Origin of the sequence: Vibrio sp. 1557, assembly GCF_033340175.1 — a bacterium.
In the GTDB taxonomy this organism is placed as follows: Bacteria; Pseudomonadota; Gammaproteobacteria; order Enterobacterales; family Vibrionaceae; genus Vibrio; species Vibrio alginolyticus.
Window position 1 is genome coordinate 1 of sequence record NZ_JAWOVZ010000317.1, and the last position, 1004, is coordinate 1004.

The window sequence follows — 1004 nt, forward strand, 5'->3', positions numbered from 1 at the left end:
ATACCGTCGCCACAATGATACCCCAGTGCTCAACCTGTAGATCTACAAACAGCAGCGACACGCACGTCACAATAGCACCAACCAGCAAGCCACGGGTTACACCACCCATGACATAACCTGCGATGATGACGTAGTTTGGCACAGGTGCAACCAACAACTCTTCGATGTTCTTTTGCAGTTTTGCACTAAAGAATGAAGACGCGACATTTGAATATGAGTTGGTGATCACCGACATCATGATCAAACCCGGCACGATGTATTCCATATAGCTAAATCCGCTCATTTCACCAATTCGAGAACCGATCAGATTACCAAAGATGATGAAATACAGCGTCATTGTAATCGCTGGTGGTACCAAGGTTTGCACCCAAATACGCGAGAAACGCGTCACCTCTTTACCCAGCAAACTACGAAATGCCGTCCAATACAGTTGGTACATTTACTTGCTCCCCTCTCTGACAATGCTGACAAACAGTTCTTCTAATCGGTTGGCTTTATTGCGCATCGACAGCACTTTCACGCCATGTTCCGTTAATTGAGCAAACACCGCATTGAGACCTTGGCTTTTATCTAACTCAATTTCTAATGAGCCATCGATTAAGCTTTGACGATTGACACCATTCAACTCAGGTACTTCGCCGTCAGTCTCGATATCTAGAATAAAGGTTTCTACGCTGAGCTTGCTGAGCAACGCTTTCATGGTTGTGTTTTCAATCAACTCGCCGCGATTGATAATGCCTATGTTGCGACACAGCATTTCCGCTTCTTCTAAATAGTGCGTAGTAAGAATGATAGTGATCCCTTGCTGCTGATTGATTTCTTTGAGGAAATCCCACATTGAACGACGCAACTCAATGTCCACCCCAGCCGTCGGCTCATCCAAAATCAGCAGTTTTGGCTCGTGCATGAGCGCGCGAGCAATCATCAAACGACGCTTCATACCACCCGATAAGTTACGAGCACGCTCTTTGCGCTTCTCCCATAAATCGAGCTTCTTCAGGTAT

General features: G+C 45.9%; 2 protein-coding genes. Both read right to left on the reverse strand.

The annotated features are described in order from the left end of the window. A partial coding sequence (locus tag R7070_RS26750) for an ABC transporter permease (protein WP_318141596.1) occupies window positions 1-439 on the reverse strand: 439 nt, incomplete at its 3' end. Then, window positions 440-1004: ABC transporter ATP-binding protein (locus tag R7070_RS26755; protein ID WP_318141597.1), on the reverse strand; the 565-nt coding region annotated here is incomplete at its 5' end. It lies immediately after the preceding gene.